Origin of the sequence: Mycobacterium farcinogenes, from assembly GCF_019739075.1 — a bacterium.
In the GTDB taxonomy this organism is placed as follows: Bacteria; Actinomycetota; Actinomycetes; order Mycobacteriales; family Mycobacteriaceae; genus Mycobacterium; species Mycobacterium senegalense.
Window position 1 is genome coordinate 4,091,856 of the sequence record NZ_CP081673.1, and the last position, 26,228, is coordinate 4,118,083.

30 protein-coding genes are annotated in these 26,228 nt (G+C 67.6%); 11 read left to right on the forward strand and 19 right to left on the reverse strand.

What is annotated here, in order from left to right:
- Positions 1–19 precede the first annotated feature (19 nt).
- On the forward strand, positions 20–1,522 hold the full coding sequence (locus tag K6L26_RS19425) for a PE-PPE domain-containing protein (RefSeq protein WP_221851220.1): 1,503 nt from the start codon (positions 20–22) through the stop codon (positions 1,520–1,522).
- 12 nt (positions 1,523–1,534) lie between these two features.
- Here K6L26_RS19425 and hflX read toward each other — a convergent pair whose 3' ends face one another.
- Genes hflX through K6L26_RS19445 form a run of 4 tightly spaced genes read right to left on the reverse strand, consistent with a single transcriptional unit; the run spans position 1,535 to position 5,467 of the window.
- The gene (hflX, locus tag K6L26_RS19430; RefSeq protein WP_019347718.1) at positions 1,535–2,944 is read right to left on the reverse strand and encodes a GTPase HflX; all 1,410 of its coding nucleotides are present in this window, start codon (positions 2,942–2,944) and stop codon (positions 1,535–1,537) included.
- Between the two features lie 45 nt (positions 2,945–2,989).
- Positions 2,990–3,856 (reverse strand): diaminopimelate epimerase, encoded by an 867-nt coding sequence (dapF, locus tag K6L26_RS19435; protein ID WP_221853432.1) that lies wholly within the window; start codon positions 3,854–3,856, stop codon positions 2,990–2,992.
- Positions 3,857–3,875: 19 nt separating this feature from the next.
- The gene (miaA, locus tag K6L26_RS19440) at positions 3,876–4,784 is read right to left on the reverse strand and encodes a tRNA (adenosine(37)-N6)-dimethylallyltransferase MiaA (RefSeq protein ID WP_221853433.1); all 909 of its coding nucleotides are present in this window, start codon (positions 4,782–4,784) and stop codon (positions 3,876–3,878) included.
- Entirely contained in the window at positions 4,781–5,467 is a 687-nt protein-coding gene (locus tag K6L26_RS19445) for a class III extradiol ring-cleavage dioxygenase family protein (RefSeq protein WP_221851222.1), read from the reverse strand. Before K6L26_RS19445 ends, miaA begins: the two co-directional genes overlap by 4 nt.
- A gap of 148 nt (positions 5,468–5,615) precedes the next feature.
- On the opposite strand from K6L26_RS19445, the gene K6L26_RS19450 reads away from it, so the two are divergent.
- Positions 5,616–6,971: a DUF349 domain-containing protein gene (locus K6L26_RS19450; RefSeq protein ID WP_036387985.1), complete on the forward strand. Its 1,356-nt coding sequence runs from the start codon at positions 5,616–5,618 to the stop codon at positions 6,969–6,971.
- 3 nt (positions 6,972–6,974) lie between these two features.
- Here K6L26_RS19450 and K6L26_RS19455 read toward each other — a convergent pair whose 3' ends face one another.
- Together K6L26_RS19455 and miaB are read right to left on the reverse strand one after the other, a co-directional pair.
- Positions 6,975–7,601 carry an Rv2732c family membrane protein gene (locus tag K6L26_RS19455; protein WP_221851223.1) on the reverse strand — a complete coding sequence of 209 codons (627 nt, stop codon included), beginning with the start codon at positions 7,599–7,601 and terminating at the stop codon, positions 6,975–6,977.
- A complete protein-coding gene (miaB, locus tag K6L26_RS19460) occupies positions 7,589–9,214 on the reverse strand; it encodes a tRNA (N6-isopentenyl adenosine(37)-C2)-methylthiotransferase MiaB (protein ID WP_245008764.1) in 1,626 nt (541 codons plus the stop codon). The genes K6L26_RS19455 and miaB overlap by 13 nt, the downstream gene beginning before the upstream one ends.
- Positions 9,215–9,372: 158 nt before the next feature.
- Here miaB and K6L26_RS19465 point away from each other — a divergent pair, with 158 nt between their 5' ends.
- From K6L26_RS19465 to K6L26_RS19480, 4 genes are read left to right on the forward strand one after another with little or no spacing between them, the layout of a single operon-like run.
- Positions 9,373–10,101 (forward strand): amino acid ABC transporter ATP-binding protein, encoded by a 729-nt coding sequence (locus tag K6L26_RS19465; protein ID WP_043368533.1) that lies wholly within the window; start codon positions 9,373–9,375, stop codon positions 10,099–10,101.
- A 37-nt stretch (positions 10,102–10,138) separates the two neighbouring features.
- Positions 10,139–10,951: a glutamate ABC transporter substrate-binding protein gene (locus K6L26_RS19470; RefSeq protein WP_047038143.1), complete on the forward strand. Its 813-nt coding sequence runs from the start codon at positions 10,139–10,141 to the stop codon at positions 10,949–10,951.
- A 20-nt stretch (positions 10,952–10,971) separates the two neighbouring features.
- Positions 10,972–11,652, forward strand: a complete 681-nt coding sequence (locus tag K6L26_RS19475) for an amino acid ABC transporter permease (protein WP_221851225.1) — start codon at positions 10,972–10,974, stop codon at positions 11,650–11,652.
- Entirely contained in the window at positions 11,652–12,548 is an 897-nt protein-coding gene (locus tag K6L26_RS19480; RefSeq protein WP_036387991.1) for an amino acid ABC transporter permease, read from the forward strand. The genes K6L26_RS19475 and K6L26_RS19480 overlap by 1 nt, the downstream gene beginning before the upstream one ends.
- Before the next feature lie 6 nt (positions 12,549–12,554).
- Here the strand turns inward: K6L26_RS19480 and K6L26_RS19485 are convergent, their stop codons facing one another.
- The 6 genes from K6L26_RS19485 to K6L26_RS19510 form a co-directional block, all read right to left on the reverse strand.
- Positions 12,555–13,094, reverse strand: a complete 540-nt coding sequence (locus tag K6L26_RS19485; protein WP_076215545.1) for an AAA family ATPase — start codon at positions 13,092–13,094, stop codon at positions 12,555–12,557.
- Positions 13,095–13,097: 3 nt separating this feature from the next.
- A complete protein-coding gene (recX, locus tag K6L26_RS19490; RefSeq protein ID WP_221851227.1) occupies positions 13,098–13,661 on the reverse strand; it encodes a recombination regulator RecX in 564 nt (187 codons plus the stop codon).
- Positions 13,630–14,685: a recombinase RecA gene (gene recA / locus K6L26_RS19495; protein ID WP_003880548.1), complete on the reverse strand. Its 1,056-nt coding sequence runs from the start codon at positions 14,683–14,685 to the stop codon at positions 13,630–13,632. The genes recX and recA overlap by 32 nt, the downstream gene beginning before the upstream one ends.
- 152 nt (positions 14,686–14,837) lie before the next feature.
- Positions 14,838–15,041: a hypothetical protein gene (locus K6L26_RS19500; RefSeq protein WP_019347037.1), complete on the reverse strand. Its 204-nt coding sequence runs from the start codon at positions 15,039–15,041 to the stop codon at positions 14,838–14,840.
- Between the two features lie 70 nt (positions 15,042–15,111).
- Positions 15,112–15,306, reverse strand: coding sequence for a DUF3046 domain-containing protein (locus K6L26_RS19505; RefSeq protein WP_019347038.1), 195 nt, complete (start codon positions 15,304–15,306; stop codon positions 15,112–15,114).
- A gap of 9 nt (positions 15,307–15,315) precedes the next feature.
- Positions 15,316–16,488, reverse strand: coding sequence for a glycosyltransferase (locus K6L26_RS19510; protein WP_047038138.1), 1,173 nt, complete (start codon positions 16,486–16,488; stop codon positions 15,316–15,318).
- A 41-nt stretch (positions 16,489–16,529) separates the two neighbouring features.
- Here K6L26_RS19510 and K6L26_RS19515 point away from each other — a divergent pair, with 41 nt between their 5' ends.
- The gene (locus tag K6L26_RS19515) at positions 16,530–16,964 is read left to right on the forward strand and encodes a limonene-1,2-epoxide hydrolase family protein (protein ID WP_019348231.1); all 435 of its coding nucleotides are present in this window, start codon (positions 16,530–16,532) and stop codon (positions 16,962–16,964) included.
- A 7-nt stretch (positions 16,965–16,971) separates the two neighbouring features.
- Here K6L26_RS19515 and pspM read toward each other — a convergent pair whose 3' ends face one another.
- The 5 genes from pspM to pgsA form a co-directional block, all read right to left on the reverse strand.
- The gene (gene pspM / locus K6L26_RS19520) at positions 16,972–17,790 is read right to left on the reverse strand and encodes a phage shock envelope stress response protein PspM (RefSeq protein WP_036388001.1); all 819 of its coding nucleotides are present in this window, start codon (positions 17,788–17,790) and stop codon (positions 16,972–16,974) included.
- 20 nt (positions 17,791–17,810) lie between these two features.
- Positions 17,811–18,626 carry a phage shock protein PspA gene (gene pspA / locus K6L26_RS19525; protein WP_019348229.1) on the reverse strand — a complete coding sequence of 272 codons (816 nt, stop codon included), beginning with the start codon at positions 18,624–18,626 and terminating at the stop codon, positions 17,811–17,813.
- 202 nt (positions 18,627–18,828) lie between these two features.
- Complete coding sequence (gene clgR, locus K6L26_RS19530; RefSeq protein WP_036389882.1) at positions 18,829–19,170, reverse strand: transcriptional regulator ClgR; 342 nt, start codon at positions 19,168–19,170, stop codon at positions 18,829–18,831.
- A 96-nt stretch (positions 19,171–19,266) separates the two neighbouring features.
- Positions 19,267–19,755, reverse strand: coding sequence for a CinA family protein (locus tag K6L26_RS19535; RefSeq protein WP_064894432.1), 489 nt, complete (start codon positions 19,753–19,755; stop codon positions 19,267–19,269).
- On the reverse strand, positions 19,733–20,338 hold the full coding sequence (gene pgsA / locus K6L26_RS19540) for a CDP-diacylglycerol--glycerol-3-phosphate 3-phosphatidyltransferase (protein ID WP_043370531.1): 606 nt from the start codon (positions 20,336–20,338) through the stop codon (positions 19,733–19,735). Before pgsA ends, K6L26_RS19535 begins: the two co-directional genes overlap by 23 nt.
- 42 nt (positions 20,339–20,380) lie before the next feature.
- On the opposite strand from pgsA, the gene K6L26_RS19545 reads away from it, so the two are divergent.
- A complete protein-coding gene (locus K6L26_RS19545) occupies positions 20,381–20,902 on the forward strand; it encodes an amino-acid N-acetyltransferase (RefSeq protein ID WP_260508727.1) in 522 nt (173 codons plus the stop codon).
- Between the two features lie 152 nt (positions 20,903–21,054).
- Here the strand turns inward: K6L26_RS19545 and K6L26_RS19550 are convergent, their stop codons facing one another.
- Positions 21,055–23,625 carry an FtsK/SpoIIIE family DNA translocase gene (locus tag K6L26_RS19550; protein WP_221851228.1) on the reverse strand — a complete coding sequence of 857 codons (2,571 nt, stop codon included), beginning with the start codon at positions 23,623–23,625 and terminating at the stop codon, positions 21,055–21,057.
- A 159-nt stretch (positions 23,626–23,784) separates the two neighbouring features.
- Between K6L26_RS19550 and K6L26_RS19555 the strand changes: the two genes are divergently transcribed.
- The 3 genes from K6L26_RS19555 to K6L26_RS19565 are packed head-to-tail and all read left to right on the forward strand — an operon-like array spanning position 23,785 to position 25,792.
- Positions 23,785–24,099 carry a putative quinol monooxygenase gene (locus K6L26_RS19555; protein ID WP_019344709.1) on the forward strand — a complete coding sequence of 105 codons (315 nt, stop codon included), beginning with the start codon at positions 23,785–23,787 and terminating at the stop codon, positions 24,097–24,099.
- Positions 24,099–24,926: a mycofactocin-coupled SDR family oxidoreductase gene (locus tag K6L26_RS19560; RefSeq protein WP_221851230.1), complete on the forward strand. Its 828-nt coding sequence runs from the start codon at positions 24,099–24,101 to the stop codon at positions 24,924–24,926. Before K6L26_RS19555 ends, K6L26_RS19560 begins: the two co-directional genes overlap by 1 nt.
- Positions 24,923–25,792 carry an SAM-dependent methyltransferase gene (locus tag K6L26_RS19565; RefSeq protein ID WP_221851232.1) on the forward strand — a complete coding sequence of 290 codons (870 nt, stop codon included), beginning with the start codon at positions 24,923–24,925 and terminating at the stop codon, positions 25,790–25,792. The genes K6L26_RS19560 and K6L26_RS19565 overlap by 4 nt, the downstream gene beginning before the upstream one ends.
- Here the strand turns inward: K6L26_RS19565 and K6L26_RS19570 are convergent.
- Entirely contained in the window at positions 25,789–26,196 is a 408-nt protein-coding gene (locus tag K6L26_RS19570) for a group III truncated hemoglobin (RefSeq protein WP_064894434.1), read from the reverse strand. The genes K6L26_RS19565 and K6L26_RS19570 overlap by 4 nt on opposite strands.
- Between the last annotated feature and the right edge of the window lie 32 nt (positions 26,197–26,228).

Genomic DNA, 26,228 nt, shown 5'->3' on the forward strand with positions numbered 1-26,228 from the left:
CAGAAGGAGATCAGGGCCGATGCGATTCTCACCCCGTTCTGCCGCCAGGTCACTGCTGGTCGGCGCGGTAGCGGTGTCCGGTTCGGTGGTCATCGGGCTGTCGCCGGCCGGTACGGCGGCCGTCGGCCTGGTGGTGGCGGTGACCCCGCTCATCGTGCCTGGCACCGGCACCCCGAACCCGCAGGATTCCAACAATTACATGGCCAATGCCGTCTCGTATTACGTGCAACCCAGCGGCGGTTGCGGGGCCGAGGCTTGCGCGGCCCCGGTGGCGGTCCCCTACATCGCTCAGTTCTGGCCCATCCCGCTCGCGGGTTGGGGCGGATTGGAGGGCGCCAAGTGGAACGTGTCAGTGGCCAGCGGAGTCACGCGGTTGACCAGCGAACTCGTCGGCACCAACAATCCCGGTGCGGCGCATCCCGTGGTGGTCTTCGGCTACTCACAGGGCGCCACCGTGGCCAGCATCGTCAAAGGCAACCTGGCAGACCTCACCGACGAGCAGAAACAGAACCTGAGCTTCGTCCTGATCGGCAATCCGAACCGCCCCGACGGCGGGCTCTTCGAGCGGCTGGCGATCCTCGGCACGGTGCCCATCCTCGACGCGACGTTCGGCCAACCGACGCCCACCGACACGGGCATCGAAACCTATGACATCGCAATGCAGTACGACGGCGTGGCCGACGCTCCCTCCTGGGTACTCAATCCGCTCGCCCTGGCGAACGCGCTGGCCGGCTTCCAGTACGTACACGGCACCTACCTGGATCCTCGGGGTGACGATCCGGCCACGGCGACACCGTACGGATACACGCCCGAGCAAGTGCGGGCCGCGATCGAGAACGCCCAGGAGAGCTGCACCGCCGCAAACCACTGCCAAAAAGTCGAGGGCAGCGACACCTACTACATCACCCTGCCGGCCAAGACCCTGCCGATCATGCAGCCACTCCTCGATCTGGGGGCGGCGACCGGCACGTCGGCCCTGGTGGTTCCGCTGGTCGACCTGGTCTCACCGATGGCTCAGACCCTAATCGAAACCGGTTATACCAGAACGGATTACAGCACGCCGACACCATTTCAGCTGCTGCCCAGGTTCAACCCGGCGAAGCTGGTCACCGACCTCGTCAACGACATCCCCGAGGGCGTCCGGGCGGCGCTGAATCCCGGACTCGATCCACTGCCGGGGTGGACCGATCCGACCGAATCCGGCGATACCACCGCCACCACGACGATCGCCGCCGAGCCCGATCCCCGGCCGGTGCTGCGGCTGAACACCGCCGCCAAGCCGACGACGACGGTCACCACGCCAGACGACGACGCCACCCTCAACCAGCAGCGCCGGCTGCCGGCGCTGAAAGCCTCGGCCGTCGAAGGACATCCGCTGCGTGAGGTGGCGAAGTCGCTCCGCGGCACCGTGCGCAAGGCGCTGGGTGGCCCAGACGCAGCGACAGACCGCGGCAAAACCAAAGAAAAAGCCAAAGGCAAGGCCAAGCCGGCCGGTGCCGCCGAGAAGAAGCCGGCGGCCTGAGCAGGCGCCCGCTCAGAACGTAGCGAACTCGCTCAAACTCGCGGCCAGCGCCATGGGCACCCGTGCCTTGATGCGGGTGCCCTCGGCGGTGTGCTCGGTGGCGTCCACCCGACCGTCGGCGTGCACCCGCGCCACCAGGTCGCCCCGGTCGTAAGGAATGGTCACGTCCACCGTCGCGTCGGTGGGCGGGATCATCTCGGCCATGCGGGCCCGCAGCCGGTCCAGCCCGTCACCGGTATGCGCCGAGACGAACACCGCTTCGGGCAGCGCCCGGCGCAGCGTGGCCAGCCCGAGGTCACTCGCGGCGTCGATCTTGTTGACCACCAACAACTCCGGCGGTGGGGCGATACCGTACTCGACGACTACGTCGTTGACCACCTGGCGGACCGCGTTGATCTGCGCCAGCGGATGCTCGTCGGAGCCGTCCACCACGTGCACCAGCAGGTCGGCATCGACCACTTCTTCCAGGGTGGACCGGAACGCCTCGACCAGCTGGGTGGGCAGGTGCCGGACGAAGCCGACGGTGTCGGTCAGCACGAAGGGCCGACCGTCGTCGAATTCACCACGGCGCGTGGTGGGTTCGAGCGTCGCGAACAACGCGTTCTCCACCAGTACGCCGGCCCCGGTCAGAGCGTTGAGCAGGCTGGACTTGCCGGCATTGGTGTAACCGACGATGGCCACCGACGCGGCGTCCGAGGACAGCCGTCGGCTGCGCTGGGTGTCGCGGATCTTCTTCATCTCACGAATCTCGCGGCGCAGCTTGGCCATCCGCTCTCGGATGCGGCGACGGTCGGTTTCGATCTTGGTCTCGCCGGGCCCGCGGGTTCCCACACCGCCGCCGGCTCCGCCGGCGCGACCGCCGGCCTGCCGCGACATCGATTCACCCCAGCCACGCAGCCGCGGCAGCATGTACTCCATCTGCGCCAGCGACACCTGCGCCTTGCCCTCGCGGCTGGTGGCGTGCTGGGCGAAGATGTCCAGGATCAGCGCGGTGCGGTCGATGACCTTGACCTTGACCACCTTCTCCAGTGAGTTGAGCTGCGCGGGCGAGAGCTCGCCGTCGCAGATCACGGTGTCGGCGCCGGTCGCCAGCACGATCTCGCGCAACTCCTGGGCCTTGCCCGATCCGATGTAGGTGGACGGGTCCGGCTTGTCGCGACGCTGGATGAGCCCCTCGAGGACTTCGGAGCCCGCAGTCTCGGCCAGCGCGGCCAGCTCGGTCAGGCTGGCATCGGCATCGGCCGCACTGCCCTCGGTCCACACGCCGACCAGGACGACACGCTCCAGCCTCAGCTGGCGGTATTCGACCTCGGTGACGTCGGTGAGCTCGGTGGACAGCCCGGCGACGCGGCGCAAGGAGGCGCGGTCTTCCAGTGCCAGCTCGCCGGTGCTGGGTGTGAGGGGATGTTCTGGATGAGTCATATGTACTTACAGGTTGTCACGTGCAGCGGGCCGCGCGCACCCCGATTATCCGTGGGCAGCGTTCCACCACTGTTCGGACAGCTCACCGCGGGCCACCAGCACCGACGGTCCTCGCAGGTAGCTGGTCGACTCGGTGATCGTCACGGTGACCTCCCCGCCCGGGATCCGGACCCGCAAGGTCCCGGTGTCTGCGCCTTGGTGGGCCAGCGCCGCCAGCGTGGCCGCGACCGTGCCGGTACCGCAGGACCGGGTCTCCCCGACCCCACGTTCGTGCACCCGCATCGACACCGTGCCGTCCACCGGCACCGTCATGACCTCGACGTTGACGCCCTCCGGGAAGAGCTGCTCGTCGAAGGAGACCGGGGCACCCACATCGAGGGCCGCCAGCTCGCCCTCGGTCAGGCCGACACACGCCAGATGCGGATTACCCACGTCGACGGCCACACCGCTGACACTGCGGCCACCGACCACCGCCGTTCCGGCGCCGAAGCGGTTGGCCTTGCCCATCTCGACGGTGACGTCGGCGGTGGTCGCGTCGACGCTGTGCAGCACCACGGGACGGGGGCCGGCCAGCGAACCCACCACGAACTCGTCGGCGGTTTCCAGGCCGGACGCGCGGAGGTAGTGGGCGAACACTCGCACCCCGTTGCCACACATCTGCGCGATCGAGCCGTCGGCGTTGCGGTAGTCCATGTACCAGTCGCCCGCCGCCACCCCGTCGGGCAGCCGCTCGAACACGCCGGCCGCTTGCGCGGCGCCGGCCGTCGTCACCCGCAGCACGCCATCGGCGCCCAGGCCTCGGCGGCGGTCGCACAGCGCGGCCACGGCCGCCGGCGTCAGCGACAGCGCGGCGTCGAGGTCGGGCAGGACCACGAAATCGTTCTGGGTGCCGTGCCCCTTCGCGAAAGGGATCGAGCCGAAGATCACCTGATCAGGATACGTGCCGCCACGCCCGCAGCACGTCGTGCACCAGCCCGTCGGCCGCCCCGTCCAGCCACACCACCCGATGATCGCGGCGGAACCAGGACCGCTGCCGCCGGACATATCGGCGGGTTCCGATGAATGTGGGCTCCCGCGCCGCCGAGCCGTCTCCCCCGGCGTCGAGATCGGCGAGCACCTGCGCGTACCCGAGAGCCCGGGCCGCGGTGACCCCGTCGCGCAGACCCTGACCGATCAGGGCATGCACCTCGTCCACCAGTCCATCGGTGAACATGAGGTCGGTGCGCTGTTGCAGACGCTCATCGAGAGCGGTTGTGTCCCAGTCCAATCCGATGATCAGGGTGTCCCAGCGAGGCGCTCCGATGCTCGGGGCCGAGGCGGCGAACGGTTGTCCGGTGAGCTCCACCACCTCCAGTGCCCGCACGATCCGTCGGCCGTCGGTCGGCAGAATCGAGGCTCCCGCAGCGGGGTCCACCCGCGTCAGCTCGGCATGCAACGCGGCAACCCCCACCTCGGCCAGTCGCCCTTCCCAGCGGGCCCGCACCGTCGGATCGGTGGCCGGAAACGTCCACTCGTCGAGCAGCGACTGGATGTAGAGCATCGAGCCGCCGACGATCACCGGGACCGCACCACGCGCCGCGATCGCCTCCACGTCGGCCGCGGCGTCCTGCTGGTAGCGGGCCACCGTCGCCGTCTCGGTGACATCGAGCACGTCGAGTTGGTGGTGCGGGATGCCGCGCCGCTCGGCGACCGGCAGCTTGGCGGTGCCGATGTCCATGCCGCGGTAGAGCTGCATGGCGTCGGCGTTCACGATCTCACCGCTCAATTCCTCGGCGATCGCCAATGCCAGGGCCGACTTCCCGGTGCCGGTCGGCCCGATGACCGCGATGGGCCGCGTCACGGCAGCCATTCGCCGACGAAGTAGCCGACCCCGTAGGGCGCGCCGCGGTAGAGCTCGCGGGCGGTGGCCGGCTCGGGCCACGTCAGTCCGGCCAGCACTTGATAGGCCACCCGGCCCAGCACAGATTCGGGCAGCTCGGCCAGACCGGCGAGATCACCGGTGGCCAGCGCGTCGTCGAGATCCTGCTGTGTGGCCACCGAATCCGGCAGGTAGCCGCCGGGTGCGGAGGGGGTGAGCGTGTGCAGGCCGTCGGCGACCACGAGGACGCCGACGGGTTCCGCGGATTCCTCGATGCGGGCCCGCAGGCTGCGGCCAAGGCTCATCGCCTGGTCGACCGGCCGGGTTGCGGCATACGCGTGCACCTCGGTAGCGGCATCGGGGGCCGCCTGTCCGCGGATCCATCCGGCGATCAGGGCGCACAGCGGCAGCTCGACCGGCTCGCCGGCGGGTCCGGGGCCTAGTGCCACCCGGACGTCGACGCCGTAGCCGGCGAACGTCCCGGCACAGTCCGGTCCGTAGACCGCGTCGCAAGGCCCGACACCGACCGCCAGCCAACGGGGCGGCAACGACGTCGCTGCGGCGGCCACCGCGGCACGCAATCCCGCCACGTCGTCCGCGGCCGATCCCACCAGTTCGGGCACGAGAACCGGCGTGGCGGGGACGATCGCGATGGCGCTGAGCACGTCACCAAACTAGTTTGTCGGGGCATTGAGGCTGAAGCCGTGGGCACGCCACAGGACGACCTGCTTGAATAGCGGACAAGCGACAGCATCAGGCGCCGCGTCGCGCGGCAGATGCGCGGGCCGACCGCGCGGAGTACGAGGAGCGGATATGACAACCAGTGAGCCAGGCGGAGCCACCCCCGAGCCGACGTCCGGGCCCACGCCGAGGCCCACTCCTTCGCCTACCCCGAGGCCGGGGCCGCCGCGCCCCGTCCCCCGCCCCAGCCGGGTCGCCCCGGTGGTCGCGGTCGCGCCGACCAGCGATCCACACCGCTTCGGCCGGGTGGACGACGACGGCACGGTCTGGTTGATCAGCGGATCCGGTGAACGCGTCATCGGCTCGTGGCAGGCCGGCGATACCGAAGCGGCGTTCGCCCACTTCGGCCGGCGCTTCGATGATCTGCACACCGAGGTGGCGCTACTGGAACGCCGCCTGTCCTCGGGCACCGGCGATGCCCGCAAGATCAAGTCGGCCGCCGCCGCGCTGGCCGAAACCCTGCCCACTGCAGCGGTTCTCGGCGACGTCGACGCGTTGAGCACCCGTCTGGCAGCCATCCTCGACCACGCCGACGAGGCCGCCAAGACTGAGCGGGCACAGCGTGACGAGCACCGGGCCGCCCAGACCGCGCGCAAGGAGGCCCTGGCGCTGGAAGCCGAGGATCTGGCCGCGAACTCCACGCAATGGAAGGCCGCGGGCGACCGCCTGCGCGAGATCCTCGACGAATGGCGCACCATCACGGGGCTGGACCGCAAACTCGACGACGCCCTGTGGAAGCGCTACTCGGCGGCGCGCGAGACCTTCAACCGGCGCCGCGGATCGCACTTCGCCGAGCTCGACCGCGGCCGCGCCGGCGCCCGCCAGGTCAAGGAGGCGCTGTGCGAGCAGGCCGAGCAGCTGTCCGGCTCGACCGATTGGGGCGCCACCGCGGCGGCCTTCCGCGACCTGCTGACGCAATGGAAGAACGCGGGGCGCGCCGCCAAGGATGTCGACGATGCGCTGTGGCACCGGTTCAAGGCTGCTCAGGACACGTTCTTCGGCGCCCGCAACGCCGCCAACGCCGAACGCGATGCCGAGTTCAAGGCCAATGCCGCCGCCAAGGAGGCGCTGCTGGCCGAGGCCGAGAAGATCGACACCACCGATCTCGACGCGGCCCGCGCGGCGTTGCGGACCATCGGCGACAAGTGGGACGCGATCGGCAAGGTTCCCCGTGAACGCGCCGCCGACCTGGAACGACGGCTGCGCGCCGTGGAAAAGAAGGTTCGCGACGCGCCGGCCGGTGGCGTCGATCCGGAAGCCAAAGCTCGTGCCGACCAGTTCCGGTCCCGTGCCGAGCAGTTCGAACGGCAGGCGGAGAAGGCGGAGGCCGCCGGGCGGGCCAAGGATGCGGCCGAGGCCAGGGCGAGCGCCGAGCAGTGGCGCCAGTGGGCCGACGCGGCGGCCGCCGCGCTCGGGGAGCGCAACTAGCGGCTAGGCCTGGTCCGGCTTCTCACCGGGTGAGTCGGTCTCGGTGCCGTCGGGCTGAGGTGCTTGGGTCTTCGGGATGTCGAGGACTCCGCGTTGCTGCTGTTCTGCGGCCTGGCGGCGGCGCTCCTCTTCGGCTGCCAACTGCATCGCGGTGCGTGACCACACCACCCGCGCCCAGTGGAACGTCAGCACGATCACCGCCAGCCAGCCGATGATCAGCCCGATACCGGGGCCGGGATAACCGACAGCGGTCTGCCGTGACCACACGGCCAGCATTCCGAGCGCGCTGGCCACTGCCGAACCCGCCAGCGCCACCCAGGCCAGCGCCCAGCGGCGGGTGATCAGCGCCAGCGTCGAGAAGCCGACCGAGAAGACCAGCGCCAGCCAGGTGAACACCCGTGACGGCAGGGAGATGCCGTCAGCGACGGCGGTGGCGTCACCCACGAGAACGTCGAAGCCCTTGCTGGACCCGGTGTGCGGCAGCACGAACGACAGCAGCACCACGAACACCAGGATCGCGACGACCATGGCGCGCGGGCCGGAGTCGAACTCCCGGGTGACCTTCCGTTCGACGGCGGCGAGGTCGTCCTTGAACGGCTCGAAGTCGCTTTCCTTGCTCAACAGCCACATCCTCCTGATGACGCCTGGATCTCCGGCGCGCCGATCCGCGGCAACCCCAGGCCGACACCGGTACGGGGACGCTGCCCGGCCTCGTGGGCGTCGCCGGCGCGGGTGCGCCGGTGCGTGGCCAACGGGGCGTCAGCGATCAGATGGTGCGGCGCGGCGCCGGTCACCGTGGTGGTAACGATGTCGCCGGGCCGAATCCGCTCTACGTCGGAGCCTGGGCTGAAGTGCACGAGCCTGCCGTCGCGGGCGCGACCCGACATGCGAGCGGTGGCGGCGTCCTTGCGCCCCTCGCCGGTCGCGACCAGCAGTTCGACAGTCCGCCCGATCTGAGCCTGGTTCTCCTGCAGCGAGATTCGCTCCTGCAGTTCGATCAGCCGCTGATAGCGTTCGGTGACAACCGCTTTCGGCAACTGGTCGGGCATGTCGGCAGCCGGGGTGCCGGGCCGGATCGAGTACTGGAAGGTGAACGCGCTCGCGAATCGAGACTGTTCGACCACGTCGAGGGTGGCCTGGAAATCTTGCTCGGTCTCACCCGGGAAACCGACGATGAGGTCGGTGGTGATCGCGGCGTCCGGGATCGCGGCGCGCACCTTGTCGATGATGCCCAGGTAGCGGTCAGCCCGGTAGGAGCGCCGCATCGCCTTGAGGATGCGGTCCGAACCGGACTGCAGCGGCATGTGCAGCGTCGGGCACACGTTGGGGGTCTGAGCCATCGCCTCGATCACGTCGTCGGTGAACTCGGCCGGGTGCGGAGAGGTGAACCGCACCCGCTCCAGCCCCTCGATGTCGCCACAGGCGCGGAGCAATTTTGCGAACGCGCTGCGGTCGCGCGGCATGTCCGGGTCCCAATGCGCCGGATCCTCGCGCAAGCGCTCGTCCGAGAACGACACGCCGTAGGCGTTGACGTTCTGCCCCAGCAGCGTGACCTCGAGCACGCCCTGCGCGGCCAGGGTCTGCACCTCGGCCAGGATGTCGCCGGGACGCCGGTCCACCTCTTTGCCGCGCAGCGAGGGCACGATGCAGAACGTGCAGGTGTTGTTGCAGCCCACCGAGATCGACACCCAGGCCGCGTAGGCGGATTCGCGCGTCGCGGGCAGCGTGGACGGAAACTCCTGCAGGGCCTCGACGATCTCGACCTGAGCGGTGCGGTTGTGCCGCGCCCGTTCCAGCAACACGGGAAGCGACCCGATGTTGTGGGTACCGAACACCACATCGACCCACGGAGCGCGCCGCAACACCGACTCGCGGTCCTTCTGCGCCAGGCATCCGCCGACGGCGATCTGCATGTTCGGATCGGCCTGTTTGCGCGGAGCCAGGTGGCTGAGGTTGCCGTACAGCTTGTTGTCGGCGTTCTCGCGCACCGCGCAGGTGTTGAACACCACGATGTCGGCGTCGGAGCCGTCCTCGGCCCGCCGGTATCCGGCGTCCTCCAGCAGGCCCGACAGCCGCTCGGAGTCATGCACGTTCATCTGACAGCCATACGTGCGTACCTGATAGGTGCGTACGGAGCTTCCCTGTACCAGGTCGTGGGCGGTGGTGGGCTCCTCGCGCGAGCGCTCGTCCCGTGCCGACGACTCCTCGCGCGAGCGCTCGTCGGCCGCGTCCCGGTTCACCATCGTCGTCACGGCCTCAATGGTACGGAGCCACCCGAAACGTTAACGCGGCGGATTCACGAGATCCGGGCAGGCTGGACATTCCCTGGGTAAGGTCACCTGCCATGGGAAGCCCCGGCGAGCAGCCGCAGGTCGATGATGCAGCGCAACCGGATGTGCCGATGATCTCATTGTCGGGGGTCAACAAACACTTCGGACCGCTGCACGTTCTGAACGACATCAACCTCGACGTGGGCCGTGGCCAGGTGGTCGTGGTGCTCGGCCCGTCGGGTTCGGGCAAGTCCACACTGTGCCGCACGATCAATCGGCTGGAGACCATCGACTCCGGCAGCATTGCGATCGACGGCCAGGCCCTGCCCGCCGAGGGACGCAAGCTGGCCCAGCTGCGCTCGGATGTGGGCATGGTGTTCCAGTCCTTCAACCTGTTCGCGCACAAGACGATCCTGGAGAACGTCACGCTCGCCCCGGTGAAGGTGCGCCGGAAGTCCAAGGCCCAAGCGCGCGAGAAGGCGATGGCCCTGCTGGATCGCGTGGGGGTGGCCAATCAGGCCGACAAGTACCCGGCCCAGTTGTCCGGCGGCCAGCAGCAGCGCGTCGCCATCGCCCGGTCGTTGGCCATGGACCCGAAGGTGATGCTGTTCGACGAGCCCACCAGCGCCCTGGACCCCGAGATGATCAACGAGGTGCTGGCGGTGATGACCTCATTGGCTTCAGAGGGCATGACGATGGTGGTGATCACCCACGAGATGGGGTTCGCCCGCCGGGCATCCGACCGGGTGGTGTTCATGGCCGACGGCGCCATCGTCGAAGACGCGCCACCCGCCGAGTTCTTCGACAATCCGAAATCGGAACGGGCCAAAGATTTTCTCGGCAAGATCCTCCACCACTGACCTCCGTACTACCGCTGCACCCGAAAGGAACCCGAACATGCCATCAGTGCCGTTCAAGTTGGTCGGTACCCTCGCGCTCGCGATCGCCCTCCCCTTCGCCGCGACCGCCTGTGGCGGCGGCGACGACTCCGGCAAGATCGTCATCGGTACCAAGTACGACCAGCCCGGGCTCGGCCTGAAGAAGCCCGACGGCACCATGTCCGGGTTCGATGTCGACGTGGCCAAGTACGTGGCCAACGAGCTCGGCTACCCCGAGGACAAGATCGAGTGGAAGGAAGCGCCCTCGCCGCAGCGCGAGACGCTCATCCAGAACGGTCAGGTCGAGTACATCGTCGGGACCTACTCCATCACCGATGCACGCAAGGAGAAGGTCGACTTCGCCGGACCGTACCTGCTCACCGGACAGAGCCTGCTGGTGCGCGCCGACAACACCGACATCACCGGAGCGGCCTCACTGGAGAACAACAAGAAGCTGTGCTCGGTGTCGGGCTCCACCCCGGCGCAGCGGATCAAGGACGAGTACCCGAAGGTTCAGCTGCAGCAGTACGACACCTACACGCTGTGCCTGGATGCCCTCAAGAGCGGGGCCGTGGACGCGTTGACCACCGACGAGGTGATTCTGGCCGGCTACGCCGCGCAGAGCCCGGGCACGTTCAAGATCGCCGGTGAGCCTTTCTCCGAGGAGCGCTACGGCATCGGCCTGAAGAAGGGCGACACCGAGTTGCGCAACAAGATCAACGACGCGCTGGAGAAGATGGAATCCAGCGGAGCCTGGAAAGAGGCTTTCGAGCGCAACCTCGGGCCGGCGGGTATCACCACCCCGACACCGCCCGCCGTCGACCGCAACTGATCCGGAGCAGCGCACCGACCGTGGAGATATTCGACGCATACCGCGACCAGATATTCGCGGCGTTCTGGACCACGATCCAGCTGACGGTGTACTCCGCGATCGGTGCGCTGATCCTGGGCACGGTGCTGGCCGCCATGCGGCTGGCTCCGGTGCCGGTGCTCAACTGGCTCGGCGCCGCATACGTGAACATCATCCGCAACACTCCCCTGACCCTGATCATCGTGTTCTGTGCACTCGGAGTCGGGCAGACACTGCGGATCACCCTGGTCGACCCGCACTCGCCGACATCCATCGCCGACAGCAACTTTCGCTTGGCCGTACTCGGGTTGACGGTCTACACCGCGTCTTTCGTCTGCGAGACGGTGCGATCCGGGGTCAACACGGTCCCGATGGGGCAGGCCGAGGCGGCTCGGTCGCTGGGTCTGACGTTTGGACAGAACCTGCGACTGATCCTGCTGCCGCAGGCGTTTCGCGCGGTGATCATCCCGCTCGGATCGGTGTTGATCGCGTTGACGAAAAACACCACGATCGCCTCGGCGATCGGTGTCGCCGAAGCCGCGCTGCTGATGAAGGAGATGATCGAGTCGACCGCCGCGGTCCTCACGATCGGTGCGATCATGGCCGCCGGATTCATCCTGCTAACGCTGCCACTCGGGCTGTTGTTCGGCTGGTTGGGTAAGCGACTGGCGGTGGCACGATAATGAGCAGCGCATCGGTCCTGTTCGACGCCCCAGGTCCACGGGCGCGCGTCCGCAACAACGTCTTGACGGTCCTGGCCGCGTTCGCAGCCCTGGCGCTGATCGCCTTCGTGCTCTTGCGGTTGTGGGAGAAGGATCAGCTGCAGCCCGAGAAGTGGAAACCGTTCCTCACGTCGGATCTCTGGGTCACCTACGTCCTTCCCGGTGTGCAGGGCACGTTGACGGCGGCCGCGGTGTCGATCGTTCTCGCCCTGATGTTGGGTCTGGTGCTCGGCGTCGGCCGGCTGTCGCCCATTGCCCCGATCCGCTGGATCAGCGCGGTCATCGTGGAGTTCTTCCGCGCGGTGCCGGTCCTGATCATGATGCTGTTCGCGTTTTTCCTCTACGGCATGTACGACGTGTTCGAGTCCAAGTACATCGCGCTGGCCGGCGTGGTGACCGGGCTGACGCTCTACAACGGGGCGGTGATCGCCGAAATCGTGCGAGCCGGCGTCCATTCCCTGCCTCGTGGCCAGCAGGAGGCCGCCTGGTCGCTGGGAATGACGTGGACGCAGACCATGCGACTGATCCTGTTGCCGCAGGCGATCACCGCGATGCTGCCGGTGCTGGTGTCGCAACTGGTCGTGGTGCTCAAGGACACCGCGATCGGCTACCAGATCACGTTCGTGGAGATGGTTCGTCAGGGCACCAACATCGGGTCGTCCTACGCCAACATCCTGCCCGCCCTGATCGTCATCGCGATCTTGATGATCAGCGTCAACATGGCCCTGTCGTCGTTGGCCACCAGACTCGAACGGCGCTTGCGTCGTTCCAGCCGTGGACCCGCGCCGCTGGAGCCCGAGGCTGTCGAGCAGGAAGGCGCCCCGGGCGCGCAAGTCTTGCACACGCAGCGGGACTGAGCGGGCTCAAACCAGCCGGTATGCGCCCGACGCGATCGCCTGCCGGACCTGATCCGCGGTGCCCGCGGCATCGAGAACCGTGTTGTCGATGACGTGAGCCTCCAAATCGTCGAGTTGATTGAAGGAGTCGTGCAAGCCGGTGATCGCCGTGGCGTCCTTGAGGTCATCTCCACTGCGGGTTCGTGCGCGCTGCAATGACGTGTCGAGCGCGGGCCGAAGCACGATGTAGGACAACGCGAATCCGGCCCCGATGGCCATTTCCCGGAACGGTGACAAAAACCAGGGCCCGACGATTCCGTCGACGACCACATCGAAACCGCCGCGGGCATAGACCGTCACCGCCGCCACGATCGCGTCGATGACCACTTCGTTCTGACGTTGTGCCTCAGGAAGATACGGCGCGATGTAGCCGGCCCGAATGGCGCGGTAGAACTGGTCGGTCGTCATGTGCACAGTCGGCTTGACTGCCGTGCTCGCGATGATCTCGGCCACTGTCGTCTTACCCGAAGCCGGCGGTCCGGACAGGATGACCACATCTGCGGGCATTGCTCAGACCCGGCGCCGTTCGCGTTCGCCGGCAAGCTCGACACTGACCACATCGAAAGCCATCGACTGGTTGTAGCCGCGACGAGCCAACATGCCGACCAGCCGACGAGTCACCTTCACGTCGCCGTCATCGTCGTCGAGCCGTTCCCGACGCAACTTGTCACGAACCAGCTGCTCGGCCCGGTGCCGCTCGGCCGCAGGGTCCAAATCGGCCAGCACGGCATCGATGACCTCCTTGTCGACGCCCTTCTTACGAAGTTCGACGGCCAAGGCGCGCTTGCCTTTTCCTGCGTTCGCGTGCCGGGATCGCACCCACTGCTCGGCGAAGTCCTCGTCATCGATCAGCCCGACCTCGGTGAGCCGGTCGAGCACCTTGGCACTGAGCTCTTCTTCGTAACCCCGCTTGGTGAGCTGTTCAGTCAGCTCGGCGCGGGTGCGGGCCCGCACGGTGAGCAGACGCAGGCAGACGTTCTTGGCCTGCTCCTCGCGTTTGCGAGGATCCTGCGCCTGCTCCCCCTCGGGCGTACCCGACGGCTCAGAAGTCAACCGGGGCGGGGAGGACGTCATCAGCCTTGGCCTCGGCCGTCACGACAGCGCCGATACCGAGCTTTTCCTTGATCTTCTTCTCGATCTCGTTGGCGACGTCGACGTTTTCCAGCAGGAACTTGCGGGCGTTCTCCTTGCCCTGGCCCAGCTGCTCACCCTCGTAGGTGAACCAGGACCCGGACTTGCGGATGAACCCATGCTCGACACCCATGTCGATGAGCGAACCTTCACGGCTGATGCCCTGGCCGTACAGGATGTCGAACTCGGCCTGCTTGAACGGCGGCGAGACCTTGTTCTTGACGACCTTGACGCGGGTGCGGTTACCGACCGCGTCGGTGCCGTCCTTGAGTGTCTCGATGCGGCGCACGTCCAGCCGGACCGAGGCGTAGAACTTCAAAGCCTTACCGCCCGTGGTGGTTTCGGGCGAGCCGAACATCACGCCGATCTTCTCACGGAGCTGGTTGATGAAGATCGCGGTGGTGCCCGAGTTGTTCAGCGCACCGGTCATCTTGCGCAGCGCCTGGCTCATCAGACGGGCCTGCAGGCCGACGTGGCTGTCCCCCATCTCGCCCTCGATCTCGGCGCGGGGCACCAGGGCGGCCACCGAGTCGATCACCAGAATGTCCAGCGCGCCCGAGCGCACCAGCATGTCGGCGATCTCGAGTGCCTGCTCACCGGTGTCCGGCTGGCTCACCAGCAGCGAGTCGGTGTCCACCCCGAGCTTCTTGGCGTACTCGGGATCCAGGGCGTGCTCGGCGTCGATGAACGCCGCGATGCCGCCGGCAGCCTGGGCGTTGGCCACCGCGTGCAGCGCCACAGTGGTCTTACCCGAGGATTCCGGACCGTAGATCTCGACCACACGACCACGGGGCAGACCGCCGATGCCGAGAGCCACATCCAGAGAGATGGAACCGGTGGGGATCACCGAGATGGGCTGGCGCACCTCCTCGCCGAGGCGCATCACCGAGCCTTTACCGAAGTTCTTGTCGATCTGGGCCATCGCCAGTTCGAGCGCTTTTTCGCGATCAGGGGCCTGCTGCGCCATGATGGTGCCTCTCCGAGTAGTCGTGTTGACCGGTGTTCCGATCGGTTGGCCGTGACGTTAAAGCAGGCCACCGACAAGTCGGCTCAGTCGAACTGCACCCAGACTAGACGAACATCTGTTCGATTCAAGTGGACACGCCGGGGATGGTCCCGTCAGCGGCGCCAGTTGGGAAAGTTGTCGAGATCCCGCAGCGTCAGGACGAAGCCGAATGCACCGACGGCAATCGCCAGGAAATAACCGACGGCGGCCTGCCAGCCACTGAGCGTTGACGCGACGAGCCAGCACAGCAGTACCGCTGCGATCACCAACAGGACACCGTAGAGCGGAGTCCGCATCGGATGGTCACCGAGACCCATGACTCCGGTATACGCCGAAAATGTGCGCAGGGGAAGCCGCCGGCTTCACCGCGGAATCACCGCCGGACGCTCACCACTGGTCGCGGGGAACATCGAAATCCGCGCACAGTGCCCGCCACACATTGCGCGGCTCCTCCCCGTCTTCGATGGCCTGCGCCGCCGTGCGGCCGTCGAGAGCGGTGAGCACGTGGTCGACGAGCAGCGAACGGCCCCGCATCGAGCCGAACTGGCCTTCGACGAGCTCATTGAATTCCGTCAACCGCACGGCCCCAACCTACCCAGTGCCTGCGAACGCGTCATGGCACACCCGTACCGGATCTGCCACCTGGGCCGCCGAGGTTCCCGCGCGCCGGGCGGCCGCCCGGTATGACGGCGAGCCGAGCACGGCGCCGACAGCGACCGTCAGCGCCTCACCCGAAAGGGGGCGGACCAGCTGCCCACTACCTTGACGCACAACACGATTGGCGATCTCCCACTGATCACCGCCACCGGGCACCACGACCATCGGCACACCGGCCAGGAGCGCCTTGGACACCAGGCCGTGCCCACCGCCGCAGATGACCAGATCAGCGCGCGACAACAACTCGTCCTGCCGGCCCAGACCGACCGCCGCCCACGGCGGCACCTCGAGATCGGCACCGCCCAGCCGCGACACCACCACCCGAGCCCCGTCGGGCAGCGTGTCACCGGGGCGCAACGACTCCAGGACCAACTCGGCCATCCCCTGCGTGCCGGTGGTGGCCGTGGACGGCGCCACCATCACGACCGGCCCCGATCCCGGCGGCACGGTCAGCACCGCATCGGTCGGCTCGAAATGCAACGGGCCCACCACCACAGCCTCGGCCGGCCAATCCGGACGCGGCACCTCCAGGGCGGGCAGTGTGGCGATCAACCGGCGCAGCGGGCCGGGATCGACCGACGGAAGACCGATGGCGGCCCGAACGGCGGCTCGCTGGGCCAGACCGGCCCGGATGGACCTCGCGGTGAGGGCGCGCATGACGGTGTCACGCAAGCGTCCCCGCAGGCCGACACCGGGGGCCAGGCCACTGCCGATCGGCGGTAACCCCTTCGACGGCAGGTACAGCGGATGCGGACTCAGCTCGACCCACGGCAGTCCGAGTAGTTCGGCGGCCATTCCGCCACAGGCGGTGATGACGTCGGAGACCACGAGATCCGGTCGCAGCTCCCGCAACCCCGGAAGGTTGAGCTGTGCCATCCGCGCGGCACGCTGATGGATCTTGGCCCCCGCATCGGCATCGTCGTCGTCATCGGTGACATCGAGGCCGACCAGTTCGACCGCGTCGATACCGGCGGCGCGTGCGGTATCGAGCCACTCGACGCCGGTCAGCAGCGTCGGGGCATCCCCCGCAGCCAGGAACTTCAGGCACAACGCCAGGGCCGGGAAGGCATGCCCGGGATCCGGCCCGGCGACCACTGCTACGCGCACCGGGCTACCTTGCCACAGCCATCCCGCACTAGGCTGCGGGCATGGCTGACCAATCCACCACCGCAGCTGCGTCCCAGACCGGCACGGTCGAGACGTTCCTCAACGCACTGCAGGAGCAGGATTTCGACACCGCCGAGAACGCGTTGGCGCAAAACCTCGTCTACCAGAACGTCGGCCTGCCGACCATCTACGGGCGTAATCGCGCGATGAAGCTGTTTCGCTCCATGCAGGGGCGAACCGGTTTCGAGGTGAAGATCCATCGGATTGCCGCCGATGGTGCTGCCGTGCTGACCGAACGCACCGATGCACTGGTGTTCGGCCCCGTCCGCCTGCAGTTCTGGGTATGCGGGGTGTTCGAGGTGCACGAAGGCCGAATCACCCTGTGGCGGGACTACTTCGACTTCCTCGACATGTTCAAGGCGACGCTGCGCGGACTGGCCGGCGTAGTCGTGCCGTCGCTTCGGCCCACGCTGTAGCGCCGGGTCAAGCGCGGCGCAGCTGGCCGAGTTCGTCGAACGCCTGCGCCCAACCGATCAGGCGGTCGGTGGCACCGGTGAGCTCGCTGCGGTAACGCTGCTGGGCCAACGGCGACGCCGCGCCCTGACCGCTGTTCACGGTCGACACGAGTTGCGCTGCGGCGGTGACCATCTCGTTGTATTGCCGCACACCTTGACCGAGTTGGGCGGTGAACGCGTTGATGGTCGGCACCAGATGCTGACGAGACTGTGGGGCGTTGCTGATGGCCCGCTCCATCGAGACCACCTCGGTGGCGGTGGCCGCCATCGTCCGCGCCGTGTGATCGGCAACCGCGGTCAGCTCACGGAGCTCGTCGGCCGGAAGCATCCGGCCGCGCTCGAGCACGCCGAGTAACGAGAACATGCCGCGCTCGGAGGCCATCAGCGCCGCCATGGGCTGACGCGCCGCCGACCCCCACGGCGGCAACCGGCGTCCGGACACCGGTCGCTGCGCCGGAAGCGGTTCGGCGCGCAGCCACCGGTAGCGCAGCCAGAACAACGTGGCCGGGAAGGCCGCGCCGGCCGCGAGCGCGCCGCTGATGATCAGGCCCCAGACCGGTGTGCTCCACGACGCCAGCAGCGCCGTCACCAGCACCCAGAACACACTGGACAGGGTGAAGAACACCCCGAAGCGCAGCGCCCACCGCCGTTTGCGCAACAGCTTTGCGCGCGGATCGGCGGCGGCACTGAGCTTTTCGGTCAGAGCACCGGACAGATCGGCCGCGGTGTCGATGGCCCGCTGCGCCAGCGATCTCCAGGCCTCCGGTCGACCGGTCTTGGTAGCCATGATCTAGGACACTCGAATCGTCATTGGCCGAGCGGGTTTTCGGGCGCGGCCGGGGTTTGGTTGGTCGCCGGGGTCCCTGGCGTGGCCGGGGACGCGTCGCCGCTCGGCAGGGCGTCGCCGCGCATCGAGGCGCGGATCTGCTCGAGCCGGGAGTGGCCCGCCATCTGGACGCTGGCCTGCTGGACTTCCATCATGCGGCCCTGAACAGAGTTCTGGGCCAGCTCGGCCTGGCCGATCGCGTTGGCGTACCGGCGCTCGATCTTGTCGCGAACCTCGTCGAGGCTCGGAGTGTTACCGGGCGCGGCGACTTCGCTCATCGACCGCAGTGAGGCACTCACCTGCTCCTGCATCTTGGCCTGCTCCAGCTGGGACAGCAGCTTGGTGCGCTCGGCGATCTTCTGCTGCAGCATCATCGCGTTCTGCTCGACGGCCTTCTTGGCCTGCGCCGCGGCCTGCAGGGCCTGGTCGTGCAGCCCCTTGAGGTCTTCGACGCTCTGCTCGGCGGTGACGAGCTGGGCGGCGAACGCCTCGGCTGCGTTGTTGTACTCGGTGGCCTTGGCCGCGTCACCGGCAGCCGTGGCCTGATCGGCCAGCGTGAGCGCCTGACGGACGTTGACCTGCAGCTTCTCGATGTCGGCCAGCTGGCGGCTGAGACGCATCTCCAGCTGGCGCTGGTTGCCGATCACCTGGGCGGCCTGCTGAGTGAGGGCTTGGTGCTGACGCTGCGCATCCTCGATGGCCTGCTGGATCTGTACCTTCGGATCGGCGTACTCGTCCACCTTGGAGCTGAACAGCGCCATCAGGTACTTCCACGCCTTGACGAACGGATTGGCCATTGGTTCGTTCCGCCTTATCTGTCGGGCTTGTCAGGCCCTTGAAGGGCCTCGTCATTCAGGTTGCCGCAATTCCTCTGCTGCCAACTTATCGGTTCCGGACATGCAGCCACAGCCCTGCGCGCTGTTCGCGTGGGTGTTTTGCGAAAATTCGCACCGCGGGCACGAACAGCGCGATCAGGCCGGTGCCGGAACCGCGTTCATCTCACGCGACGGCCATCGAGACGGCCTGCGGAATGACCACCTTGGTGGCGGCATCGATGTGGGCCACATTGGCGTGAGCCGACACCTCGACCGCTGCGTCGGCGTGCTCACGTTCGGCCATGTTCTCGCCCGCATCGGTGAGTACCCGTGACAGCGGCACGTCCAGGGCGTCGCAGATCGCGCTCAGCAGTTCGCTTGAGGCCTCCTTGCGGCCCCGCTCCACCTCGGAGAGGTATCCGAGACTCACGCGGGCGGCGTCGGAGACTTCACGCAACGTGCGCCCCTGCTCGGTGCGGGCGTTACGCAGTACGTCGCCGATCACCTCGCGCAGCAATGTCGTCATCGCGCTCTCCTTCGCCTCGCCTGTCACAGGTTCGCTATCAGACCAACGCCGCCGGTCCCCACAAGGTTCCCGGGCGCAACGATTGACGAAATTTGGTTATTGGTTCTCGACCAAGAAGCGCAACCGGGCGATCGCCTCGTCGACGGCGGCGCGACGGATATCCCAGCGTGAGCCGGACAACGACAACTCGACCACTTCGGTGTCGATGGGGCCGGCCAGACCGATGAACACCGTCCCCACCGGGTGCCCGCCGTGCGGTTCCGGGCCGGCCACGCCGGTCAGACCCACGCCCCAGGTAGCCGCGCAACGCTGCCGGGCCCCGACAGCGAGTGCCCGGGCGGTGGGCGCGGCGACCGGACCGACCGCGTCGAGCACCTGGGGAGCCACGCCGGCCAGCCAGATCTTGGTGTCCTCGTTGTAGGTCACCAGGCCGCCCTGTAACACGGCACTGGCCCCGGACACACCGGCCAGCGTGGCCGCGAGCAACCCGCCGGTGAGCGATTCGGCGGTGGCCACGCTCTGTGAGCGCACCGTCAGATCGGCGACCAGGGCCCGGGCGTCGTCAGTGAGCAGCGGATCGTCCACGCGAATCCCTGATCGCGGAGATGACGTAGTCGGCACCCGTGAGCACGGTCAGCACCACCGCGGCCCACATGATCACCCAGGCGATGTTGAGCCAGAGGTCGGGCCAGGCGTACAGCGGCAGGATGAACAACCCGATGGCCACGGCCTGCACCAGTGTCTTGAGCTTGCCGCCGCGACTGGCCGGAATCACGCCGTGGCGCAGCACCGCGAACCGCAGGACCGTGATTCCGATCTCACGGACCAGCACCACCGCGGTGATCCACCACGGCAGGTCGTGAAGGATCGACAGGCCGATCAGCGCCGCGCCGATCAGCGCCTTGTCGGCGATCGGGTCGGCCAATGTGCCGAACTCGGTGATCATGCCGTAGCTGCGCGCCAGCGCACCGTCCAGATGGTCGGTGATCACCGCGACCGCGAACACGGTGAAAGCGGCGATCCGCCAACCGGTTTCATGGCCGTCACCGGCGAACAGAAATACGAGGAACACCGGAACGAGCACCATCCGCACACCGGTGAGCACGTTGGCGAGGTTGGCTACGCGCGCACGCGGAACCACCGGATCGGTAGAAGGTTGGCCCGGCACCGCAACAGAATATCGGTTGCCGTAACGGATACTCTTGCGCCTGTGAACGCAGGCAGTGCCGAGTCGCGCAAACACCCTGTGGTGCGGCGTGCCCGCACGTCCGACGTCCCGGCAATCAAAAGCCTGGTCGATATGTACGCGGGCAAGATCCTGCTGGAGAAGAACCTGGTCACGCTCTATGAGGCGGTCCAGGAGTTCTGGGTGGCCGAGCTCGACGGCGAACTGGTCGGCTGCGGCGCGCTCCACGTGTTGTGGGCCGATCTCGGCGAGGTGCGCACCGTGGCGGTGCATCCGAAGGTCCGCGGCACCGGCGTCGGCCACGTACTCGTCGAGCAGTTGCTCGACGTCGCTCGCGAGCTGCATCTGAGCCGCATCTTCGTGCTCACCTTCGAAGTCGACTTCTTCGGCAAACACGGCTTCGAGGAGATCGACGGCACCCCGGTGACCGCCGAGGTCTACGAGGAGATGTGCCGCTCATACGACACCGGTGTGGCGGAGTTCCTCGACCTGTCCTACGTCAAGCCCAACACCTTGGGCAACACCCGGATGTTGTTGACGCTCTAGCGATGGCGCTGCTCGGCGGCGACAGCCACTCCCGCTTTGTCACGCTGGAGTGGCTCTCGCGGCTGAGAGCCACTCCAGCGTGACAATCGTCGGCACGACGCGACGCACGACGGCGGCCTACGACGGCGACGCACGACGGCGGCGTTAGCGGGTCAGAACTCCTCGGTGTCGTCGTCGGCGTCGGCACCGGTCGCATCGGACCCGCCGCGGATCAGCATCAGCGTTCCGGCCAGCTCGTCGGGTTTGACGAGCACCTCACGGGCTTTGGAGCCCTCGGAGGGCCCGACGATGCCGCGGGTCTCCATGAGGTCCATGAGCCGGCCGGCCTTGGCGAAACCGACGCGCAGCTTGCGCTGCAGCATCGAGGTAGACCCGAACTGTGAGGACACCACGAGCTCGACGGCCTGCAGGAAGACGTCCATGTCGTCGCCGATGTCGGGGTCGACATCTTTGCGCTCGCCGGCCTTGACCGCGGTGACACCCTCGACGAACTCGGGCTCGGCCTGGGACTTGGTGGCCTCGACGACGGCGTGGATCTCCTCGTCGGTGATGAACGCGCCCTGCATACGCAACGGCTTGTTGGCGCCCATCGGCAGGAACAGGCCGTCACCCATGCCGATCAGCTTCTCGGCGCCGGGCTGGTCCAAGATCACGCGGGAGTCGGTCAGCGACGAGGTGGCGAACGCGAGCCGGGAGGGCACGTTGGTCTTGATCAGACCGGTGACGACGTCGACCGACGGCCGCTGGGTGGCCAGCACCAGATGGATACCGGCCGCGCGCGCCTTCTGGGTGATGCGGACGATGGCATCCTCGACGTCACGCGGGGCGGTCATCATCAGGTCGGCGAGCTCGTCGACGATGGCCAGGATGTAGGGGTAGGGCTTGTAGACGCGCTCGCTGCCCAGCGGGGTGGTGATCTCACCGGAGCGCACCTTCTCGTTGAACACGTCGATGTGCCGGACCCGGGACGCCTTCATGTCCTGGTACCGCTGCTCCATCTCCTCGACCAGCCAGGCCAGCGCGGCCGCGGCCTTCTTGGGTTCGGTGATGATCGGCGTGATCAGGTGCGGAATGCCTTCGTACGGCGTGAGTTCCACCATCTTCGGGTCGATCAGGATCATCCTGACCTCTTCCGGGGTGGCTCGCGCCAGCAGTGACACCAACATCGAGTTGACGAAGCTGGACTTACCGGAGCCGGTGGAGCCGGCCACCAGCAGGTGCGGCATCTTGGCCAGGTTGGCCGAGACGAAGTCGCCCTCGATGTCCTTGCCGAGGCCGATCACCAGCGGGTGGTGGTCACGGCGCGTGCTTGGCGCGGTGAGCACATCGGACAGCCGCACCATCTCGCGGTCGGTGTTGGGCACCTCGATACCGACGGCCGACTTGCCGGGGATCGGAGCGAGCATGCGGACACTCTCGGTGGCCACCGCGTACGCGATATTGCGGTGCAGCGCAGTGATTTTCTCGACCTTGACGCCCGGTCCGAGCTCGACCTCGTAGCGGGTGACGGTCGGGCCGCGGGTGCAGCCGGTGACGGCCGCGTCGACCTTGAACTGTTCCAGCACCGAGGTGATGGCGTCTGTCATCTGGTCGTTGGCTGCGGTGCGGAGCTTCGGCGGATCGCCGGCGATCAACAGATCCAGCGACGGCAGTGTGTAAGGCCCTTCGACCACCCGGTCCATCACCAGGGTGTCCTCGGCCTTGGGCTTGCTCTCGGCTTTCTTGCGGCGCGGTTTGACCGCGGGCTCAGGGACGGTCGGGGCGTCCGCATCCTCGGGGAGCGGGTAATTGTCCATCGGGGTGCCCGCCGGCTTGGGCGCCTCGATCGCCGCCGTCGGCCAGGTCTTGGCCGCGTCGCCACGCGCAGTGTCGTCGTCGTAGTAGCCGTCGGACAGGTCGTCGTAGCCGTCGTCCCCATCGAACTCGTCGGCGTAGTCACCGTCGTACTCGTCGTCGTAATCGTCATGGAAGGCCCGGGTGCTGAACATGGCGCGCAGGGTCGAGGGAACCTCGCGGATGGTCGTGCCGGTCACCAACAGCAGACCGAACAGCACCGCCATGAACAGCAGTGGTGCGGCGATCCACTCGGTCAACCCGTCCGACAGTGGTCCGCCGATCGCGAAGCCGATGAATCCGGCCGCGTGTTGCCGTGCCAACGGATCCTGCGGCGAGCCCGACCACAGGTGCCACAGACCCAACATGGGCAGCGCGATCATGGCCGAGCCCAGGATCAGCCGCGGGCGCGATTCGGGGTCGGGCTCAGTGCGCATGAGCACGACGGCGACGACACCGAGGACGACGGGTGCGAGCACCACGGGACCGCCGATCAGCGTGCGCAGCGCGGTGTCGATCCACTGCCCCACCGGCCCGGCCGCGTGAAGCCATGAACTGGCGGCGACCACCACGGCGATGCCCAGCAGGGCAAGCGCCAGGCCATCGCGACGGTGACCGGGCTCGATGTCGCGGGCCCGCCCCACTGAACGGGCGGTCGAACCGGCCCCCTTGGCGAGCATCAGCCAGCCGGCACGGGCTCCCTGGCCGAGTTTCTGGCCGGCGAGCGTTACGGGCGAGGCCTGTGGCTTGCGCGCCGGCTTGCGCCGTGGCGCAGCGGGGCGGCTCTGGCGCCCCTGTCGGGGCGGCGCCTGACGCCGCGACCCGCCCCGCGAGCTGGCGTTTGACCTGCTCGAACGCGCTCCGGATCGGCCGGCGGTCTTGTTAGCCATGACCGCAAGCCTAGTCGCATATGCCCCACAATCACCATCTGCCACACGGGTCACAAGACGGTCTCAAATGACACTTAGCCATACGAACCGAGTTCCCCGGGTTATCGCCTAGGGTGGACACTCGTCCAGTTTCGGCACTCATCGAGGAGTTCTGTACCTATGCCTGTTGTCGTCGTCGCCACCATGAAGGCCAAGCCCGAATCCGTCGATGCCGTGCGCGAGGCCTGCACCAACGCCGTCGCGGCTGTCCACGACGAACCGGGCTGCGAGCTGTATTCACTGCATGAGGCCGACGGCACCTTCGTCTTCGTCGAGCAATGGGCCGACGCCGACGCCCTCAAGACCCACAGCACCGCCCCGGCTATCGGCACGTTGTTCGGCTCGATCGGTGAGCTGCTCGACGGCGCCCCCGATATCAAAATGTTGCAGCCCGTCGTGGCGGGCGACCCGGCCAAGGGTCAGCTGCGCAGCTGATGAGCGCCGAGGCTCCCCTGGCCGGGAAGGTCGCGTTCATCACCGGCGCCGCCCGCGGCCAGGGGCGTGCCGAGGCCCTTCGGCTGGCCGCCGACGGGGCCGACATCATCGCGATCGATCTGTGCGACCAGATCGGATCGGTGCCCTATCCCCTGGCCACTCCCGATGATCTGGCCGCGACGGTAAAGCTCGTCGAGGAAACCGGCAAACACATCGTCGCGCTGCAGGCAGACGTGCGCGACGAAGAGGCGCTCAGGGCGGCCCTGCAGGCGGGGGTGGATCAACTCGGCCGGCTCGACATCGTCGTCGCCAACGCCGGGATCGCCCCGATGCAGTCCGGTCCCGACGGCTGGCGCGACGTGATCGACGTCAACCTCACCGGCGTGCACCACACGGTCGAGGCGGCAGCCCCGATCATGGTCGAGCAGGGCGAGGGCGGGTCCATCGTGCTGATCAGTTCGGCAGCCGGCCTGATCGGCGTCGGCGGCGGCGACCGCGGGTCCATCGGCTACACCGCGGCCAAGCACGGGGTTGTCGGGCTGATGAGGGCCTACGCCAATTTCCTTGCCCCACACAGCATCCGAGTCAACTCAATCCACCCGACCGGAGTGGACACGCCGATGATCAACAACGAGTTCACCCGGGACTGGCTGCGGCACGTCTCCGAAGAGCTCAACGCGCCGACCGATTTCGGGAACGCGCTGCCGGTGCAGGTGGTGCAGGCCGAAGACATCGCCAACGCGGTGGCCTGGCTGGTGTCGGATCAAGCTCGCTACGTCACGGGCGTGACACTGCCCGTGGATGCCGGCATCGTCAACAAGCGATGAACGAACCCGTAGCCGCGACCGCGGTCGGCCCGATGGTGCTGGCCGCCGTCGAACAGTACGAGCCGGTACGGCGACGGCTCGTCGACGACGATCTGGCGAGCGCGTTTCTTCCTGCGGGGCTGCGCGCTCTCATCCGGGCCGCGCGGTGGCCCCTTGCCCGCAAACTGCTGATCGAGACGACCGAACGGTCAGGCCCGGGCCTCTGGGCGAATCTGACCTGCCGCAAACGCTATATCGGCGACAAGCTCACTGCGGCCCTGCCCGACATCGACGCCGTGGTGATTCTCGGTGCCGGGCTCGACACCGTCGGCTACCGCCTGGCGCGGCACAGTGCGATCCCGGTATTCGAAGTGGACCTGCCGGTCAACATCGAGCGCAAACGCTCGGTGGTACACCGCGCCCTGGGCAGCGTGCCCGATTCGGTGCATCTGGTTCCCGTGGATTTCGAACACGACGACCTGGCCGCCGAACTCGCGGAGCACGGTCACCGCGCACAGCATCGCACGTTCTTCATCTGGGAAGGCGTCACGCAGTACCTGAGCGCCGACGGTGTCGCATCGACATTCGAGTTCCTTCGCTCGGCAACGCCCGGGAGCCGATTGGCGTTCACATACGTCCGCAGCGATTTCATCGACGGCACCAACCGGTACGGCGCCGAATCCTTGTATCGGCGGTTCCGGGTTCGTAGCCGACTGTGGCAGTTCGGGCTGAATCCCGACGACGTGGCGGCGTTCATCGGGCCCTACGGCTGGCAGCTCGCCGAGCAAGCCGGGCCCGACTACCTCGCCGAGCACTACCTCGAGCCGAGCGGGCGCGAGCTTGCGGCCTCCCAGGTGGAGTGGAGCGCCTACGCCGTAAAGCGTTAGCAGGCAACCAAAGCGTCAAGCTCGGCGGCATCGGCACCGGCCAGTCTCCGATGCATGGACTTGGCGATACGGCCCGCCTGAAGCTTGGCCCGCTCGGCATGCGGACCGGCGAACAACTCGTCAACGGTCTCGGTCCACAAGGTCAGCCAGCGCACGAAATGCGGCGCCGACAGCGGGTGCCGGGCGTGCAGTTGCCGGTGCACGATCAGGGCGCTGCCGTGATAGAGCCCGGCGCGGAACAACACGGTCTCCCAGAAGTCACACATGACGGGCAGATGCGCTCGCAGGCCCTTGGCGCGCAGCTGGGCGAACGGCTCGGCGAGCACGGGGTCGGACAACGCCTTTCCATAGAACCGCCACAACAACAGTTCCACATCGTCGCGGTCCTTCAGGTCTTCAGCCATGAGACGCGCACCTCCGCGGGCCTTGCCCTAGT

Excerpts from the sequence above, each read along its gene's own strand:
- K6L26_RS19425 (WP_221851220.1), top strand. The coding sequence starts at position 20 with ATGCGATTCTCACCCCGTTCTGCCGCCAGGTCACTGCTGGTCGGCGCG.
- hflX (WP_019347718.1), bottom strand. The coding sequence starts at position 2,944 with ATGACTCATCCAGAACATCCCCTCACACCCAGCACCGGCGAGCTGGCA.
- K6L26_RS19450 (WP_036387985.1), top strand. The coding sequence starts at position 5,616 with ATGACAACCAGTGAGCCAGGCGGAGCCACCCCCGAGCCGACGTCCGGG.
- K6L26_RS19455 (WP_221851223.1), bottom strand. The coding sequence starts at position 7,601 with ATGTGGCTGTTGAGCAAGGAAAGCGACTTCGAGCCGTTCAAGGACGAC.
- miaB (WP_245008764.1), bottom strand. The coding sequence starts at position 9,214 with ATGGTGAACCGGGACGCGGCCGACGAGCGCTCGCGCGAGGAGTCGTCG.
- K6L26_RS19465 (WP_043368533.1), top strand. The coding sequence starts at position 9,373 with ATGATCTCATTGTCGGGGGTCAACAAACACTTCGGACCGCTGCACGTT.
- K6L26_RS19470 (WP_047038143.1), top strand. The coding sequence starts at position 10,139 with ATGCCATCAGTGCCGTTCAAGTTGGTCGGTACCCTCGCGCTCGCGATC.
- K6L26_RS19480 (WP_036387991.1), top strand. The coding sequence starts at position 11,652 with ATGAGCAGCGCATCGGTCCTGTTCGACGCCCCAGGTCCACGGGCGCGC.
- K6L26_RS19485 (WP_076215545.1), bottom strand. The coding sequence starts at position 13,094 with ATGCCCGCAGATGTGGTCATCCTGTCCGGACCGCCGGCTTCGGGTAAG.
- recX (WP_221851227.1), bottom strand. The coding sequence starts at position 13,661 with ATGACGTCCTCCCCGCCCCGGTTGACTTCTGAGCCGTCGGGTACGCCC.
- recA (WP_003880548.1), bottom strand. The coding sequence starts at position 14,685 with ATGGCGCAGCAGGCCCCTGATCGCGAAAAAGCGCTCGAACTGGCGATG.
- K6L26_RS19500 (WP_019347037.1), bottom strand. The coding sequence starts at position 15,041 with ATGGGTCTCGGTGACCATCCGATGCGGACTCCGCTCTACGGTGTCCTG.
- K6L26_RS19515 (WP_019348231.1), top strand. The coding sequence starts at position 16,530 with ATGGCTGACCAATCCACCACCGCAGCTGCGTCCCAGACCGGCACGGTC.
- pspM (WP_036388001.1), bottom strand. The coding sequence starts at position 17,790 with ATGGCTACCAAGACCGGTCGACCGGAGGCCTGGAGATCGCTGGCGCAG.
- pspA (WP_019348229.1), bottom strand. The coding sequence starts at position 18,626 with ATGGCCAATCCGTTCGTCAAGGCGTGGAAGTACCTGATGGCGCTGTTC.
- clgR (WP_036389882.1), bottom strand. The coding sequence starts at position 19,170 with ATGACGACATTGCTGCGCGAGGTGATCGGCGACGTACTGCGTAACGCC.
- K6L26_RS19550 (WP_221851228.1), bottom strand. The coding sequence starts at position 23,625 with ATGGCTAACAAGACCGCCGGCCGATCCGGAGCGCGTTCGAGCAGGTCA.
- K6L26_RS19555 (WP_019344709.1), top strand. The coding sequence starts at position 23,785 with ATGCCTGTTGTCGTCGTCGCCACCATGAAGGCCAAGCCCGAATCCGTC.
- K6L26_RS19560 (WP_221851230.1), top strand. The coding sequence starts at position 24,099 with ATGAGCGCCGAGGCTCCCCTGGCCGGGAAGGTCGCGTTCATCACCGGC.
- K6L26_RS19565 (WP_221851232.1), top strand. The coding sequence starts at position 24,923 with ATGAACGAACCCGTAGCCGCGACCGCGGTCGGCCCGATGGTGCTGGCC.
- K6L26_RS19570 (WP_064894434.1), bottom strand. The coding sequence starts at position 26,196 with ATGGCTGAAGACCTGAAGGACCGCGACGATGTGGAACTGTTGTTGTGG.